The sequence below is a fragment of the Dehalococcoidia bacterium genome (assembly GCA_021295915.1).
Taxonomy (GTDB): Bacteria; Chloroflexota; Dehalococcoidia; order Lucifugimonadales; family UBA1123; genus VXRN01.
In genome coordinates this window covers 1-4,415 of the sequence record JAGWBK010000059.1, presented here as the reverse complement: position 1 = coordinate 4,415, position 4,415 = coordinate 1, and the positions used below count along the sequence as shown (strand labels likewise).

The 4,415-nt window shown below is 58.6% G+C and carries 4 protein-coding genes; 3 read left to right on the top strand and 1 reads right to left on the bottom strand.

Translation table 11 applies throughout. The annotated features are described in order from the left end of the window. The 3 genes from J4G14_13795 to J4G14_13785 all read left to right on the top strand — a co-directional run. The coding region (locus J4G14_13795; GenBank protein MCE2458862.1) for a hypothetical protein at positions 1 to 1,677 on the top strand (1,677 nt) is incomplete at its 5' end. Positions 1,678 to 1,998: 321 nt separating this feature from the next. Beyond that, complete coding sequence (locus tag J4G14_13790; GenBank protein ID MCE2458861.1) at positions 1,999 to 3,846, top strand: VCBS repeat-containing protein; 1,848 nt, start codon at positions 1,999 to 2,001, stop codon at positions 3,844 to 3,846. Continuing rightward, positions 3,809 to 3,901, top strand: a complete 93-nt coding sequence (locus tag J4G14_13785; GenBank protein MCE2458860.1) for an ASPIC/UnbV domain-containing protein — start codon at positions 3,809 to 3,811, stop codon at positions 3,899 to 3,901. Before J4G14_13790 ends, J4G14_13785 begins: the two co-directional genes overlap by 38 nt. 9 nt (positions 3,902 to 3,910) lie before the next feature. Here the strand turns inward: J4G14_13785 and J4G14_13780 are convergent. Beyond that, positions 3,911 to 4,415 (bottom strand): hypothetical protein (locus J4G14_13780; GenBank protein ID MCE2458859.1); only part of this gene is annotated, 505 nt, incomplete at its 5' end.

Genomic DNA, 4,415 nt, shown 5'->3' with positions numbered 1-4,415 from the left:
GTCAGCCAGGAAGAAGTCGCAGCAGCGATTTCCAGTGCGATGATGGCTCAGCAGCCAGGTGTAACCTCTGAGGACATCGCTGCCGCCGTCGAGGCCGCAGTCGCCAAGGCAGTACCTGCTCCCGCTGACGCGATGGAGGCAGGCGACTCCATGATGATTGCGGAGGAGGACAAGTACGGTGGAACTCTGAGAGTAGTGTCTCAGGCCAGCATCAAGTCGCTCGATCCAGACTTCTGCACCTCGTATGTCTGCTGGCAGCCTTCCGCGGGACCCATACTTGAGAACCTGTTTACTCAGGGGGCCGACTTCAGCACTCAGCCAATGTTGGTCGACAGTTGGGATATATCCGATGATGGCCTGATCTGGACAATAAACCTCCGAGATGGCATCACATTCCATGATGGTACGCCTCTGACCAGCGAGGCTGCGATTCGTTCAACAGAACGCATCCTGGGCGACACGCCGGCGGGCAAAGTGATGTTGACCTTCCTTGTCGACGACGGAATGCAAGAGATTGACGATCTGTCGTATACGATCGAGACCAATGAGCCATACGGTTCGCTACTGGACGGAATGGCGCTCAGGACCCACGGCACCGTATTGGTCTACACGCCGACAGCGGCTGCGTTCCCAATGACTGAGGACGTGGGTGAGGAGAACATCATTGGAACCGGCCCATACCAGCTGGAAAGTTGGGATGTCGGCGTCAAGGTGACGATCTCCCGCTTCGACGATTACAAGTCTCGAAGCGAGCCCGCAAGCTGGCTCGCAGGGGAGAAGAAGGCGTACTTAGACAAGATCGAATGGCTTGAAATCCCCAGCGAGGAGACCAAGGTTGCTGGCCTGAAGACAGGCGAGTGGGATTTCGTAGACAGCATTGGCCTGGACTTTGTCGCAGAGCTCCAGGAAGACCCTGACGTGGGATTTACCTGGTATCCCGGCCACATGTGGTACTTCGCATTTAACACCAACGAGCTGAACAAGGAGCCCTTCGACAGTCTGCTGCTTCGACGGGCCATCCAGGCATCCATGAGCGGCGTTGACATGCTCAGTGCCATTGGGCCGCCGAACACCTGGAAGCTGAATTGCTCGATCTATGGCAGCGGAACCGTGTTCGAGAGTGACGCAGGCTGCGACCTCTACAATCAGGACAACATAGAACGGGGCAAGGAGCTGGTGGCGGAGTCTGGCTATAACGGAGAGCCCATCGTCATTCTGAACCCGAATGACTACAGCACGATTACTCCGGTTGGTCCCGTCATCAAGGCGAGGATGGAGGAGATCGGCATCACCGTCGACATGCCGGGTATGGACTGGGCCACGGCCACGTCCAAGCGCCTGGCCGGCGAAGGATGGCACATCTTCACCAGCTGGGGAACCATCAGGAACCGCCAGAATCCCGCGTTTAGCTTCATGCTCGCCGGGGGAGGCACATCCATCGGATTCGGCTACTATAACGAGACGATCGATGAACTTCACCAGCAGTTCCTTCGCGCGACCGACTTCGAGACCCAGAAGACGATCGCCGACGGCATGCAGCAGGCGTTCATGGAGGATCCGCCGCAGGTCTACTCCGGCATCTTCTTCATGCCCAGCGCATATCGTACGTGGGTACACGGCGTGCCGCCCGAGCATCCTGGAAGCCCGCAATACACAAACGTCTGGATTTCCAGGTAGCAGTCCTTGTTTGAGTTGGGTCAGGCCCTCCTGAAGGTCCGTTAAGCCCCAATTCACTCTAAGGGAAAGAAGGCCCGGCCCTCGGCATTGTCGAGGGTCGGGTTCATTGGTTTACAAACAACCAGCGCAGCCTTCGCCCGTCTTGGAGGAACAGACCTGCGTGGCCTCCTTACAGTCGTTACCGTACTCCTCTGGCTGATCGGTGGACCGATGGGCTGTGGGGAGTCTGAAACTCCAGCGCCCGCAGCCCAGCCTGAACAATCTGCCCCAAACGTCACCCCATTCAGGAACGTTGCCCAGGACACTCTCGGCAGCGCTTTCATGATCTGGAATGACCGTCCTGGCGTTGCGGTCTTCGACTACGACCGCGATGGAGACCACGACGTCTTCATCACCTCAGACGCGGGACACGCCAACTTTCTCTACAAGAACAACGGCGACGGGGTCCTGGTCGACGTTGCCATCGAGGCCGGAGTCGCGGCCACTTCCACCAATAGCTCCGGAGTGGTGGCCTGCGATATAAACAATGACGGATACCAAGACATTTATGTTGGCGCCCTGGGCGTAATAGGTGACGACCTGGACTTCAGGTCAGCCATGGCTGATGACGATGAGTCCCGACAGCTCAGGCAGGCTGTGACTGATAGGCTCTTCCTCAACCGTCAGGATGGTACATTCGAGGACATTACCGAGTCAGCATTTGGCGAGAATTCCAACATCCGGTCTGCTTCCACTATCGCCTGTGCCGATGTCGACTCCGACGGATGGCTGGACCTGTACGTAAGCAACCTCGGAGACCCGGACTTCCGGACTTTCAACTCTCCGAGTCACCCCGGCCACTACAACCTCCTCTACATGAACAACGGCGATCTCACATTTGATGAGGTCGGGGAGCCACTCGGAGTGAGAGGCGGACAGATTGTCATGCGGGGCTACGATGGCAAGCCTGTGATGTTCCAGGACCCCGACACAGGTGAGATGTTCCAGGGATACGACCCCACAGACTTGGACCGTTGGGGAAACCGGGTCGGCGAACCTACTGGACAGACCCACGCCGCCACCTTCTTCGACTACGATGACGACCGAGACCCTGATCTCTGGGTGGCCGACGATGGGAACCGCCTTCGCATCTATCGCAACGACTCCACTCCCGGGAATCCCAGGTTTACGCCGGTCGCCGCCGACCTGGGCTTTAACGCCGTTGGCGCCTGGATGGGTTTTGCATTCGGAGACATCGATGGCGACTCAGACCTAGATGTCTTCATCACCAACATGGGGTATCACCTGGTCATGAGACCCCCCAAGGAGGAGATTTCAGGTACCTGTGAGTACCATATCCAGTTTGCGTGGGCCAACTGCTTCCACTACCTCCTGAGAAACGAGAGTGTTCGGAGCGACCAGGCTGACGGGAAGGTCGGTACGTTCACCGACATCGCACCCACGCTCGAGATAACACCCAGCCCCGATATGCCCCCTCTCTCGCTCGACCCAGCGAAGGTACACGGCACCTTCGATCCTCCAACTGGGATTGCGGCATATGAATTCGGATTCGGCGCAACATTCTTTGACTTCGACAACGACGGCGACCAGGACCTCTACTGGTTGGGTTCCACGGGTGGCCGGGGAGATGGCCCCGGCGGTCGACGCATGCTGGAGGGATTCGGAGATGGCACATTCCGGGACATCACCATAGAAGCGCAGCTCCTGGACATCCTCGGCGTAGACTACTCCGAGCGCAGCCCTGACGACCCTATGGACAACATCAACGCTCGGAAGATGAACCCTAAGTTCCACGAGAACGGCAAGGGCCTCGCCCATGGCGACCTGGATGGAGACGGCTACCTGGACCTCATCGGCACCAACAGCAGCGGGCCGGTCTGGCAGGGGTCCTACGAGACAATGGCAAACATGAAGGGGCCGCTCTTCATCTGGATGAACGGTGGTGGAGCGAACAACTGGATATCCCTGCGGCTCCAAGGCAGAATGGCCGTAGACGGCACTGGCTCAAACGCCGACGGAATCGGAGCCCGCGTTTATCTGACGTACACGCCTCCAGGAGCTGATGAGCCCCTGGTTCAGGTCCAGGAGGTCCGGGCAGGTTCCAGCTACCTGTCGATGGACAGCATACTCCGTGGACGAGATCACGATCTTGTGGCCCAGTGGCACTGAGCAGACTCTTAGGGACATCGCTCCCAACCAGAAGCTATTGGTCACGGAACCGTAGGGGCGGGTTTCAAGCACGCCTCTCATGTCTCCTAATGAATGCCCACACGCAAACCAGCGCGATTACCGCCCCTGCCACACCTCCTCCGACGGCCGACCATAGCACGTCGCTCCCTAACGTAAGCGTGCTGCCTTCTTCCAGCCCGTCAGCCTCCTCAGGCGGCAACTGAAGTGTCTTAAGAAACTCGATGACCGTTGCCTGGTCCTCCGCGACTAGACTCGCGAACGACTCCCGACTCTCGATCGCCTCGCCTCCGTGCGCCAGGATCGCCTCCGACATCAGCGTCGCACGCCCATGGTGCAGGAACGGCGGCTCGCTCGCGAATCCCCACAGCTTACGAGTCAGCCACTCGCCGGTTGGCACGCCTTCCTCTTCGAGCACCTCATTGTTGAGGATGTCACCCATGTCGTGCCGCTTCAGGTCGGTGAAGACTGGGACCATGATGTGCCCGTCCTCGTTCGTCCTGAAGTCGGTGAGCCTACTAAGTGACACCAGGTCCACCTCGTACGGCGAG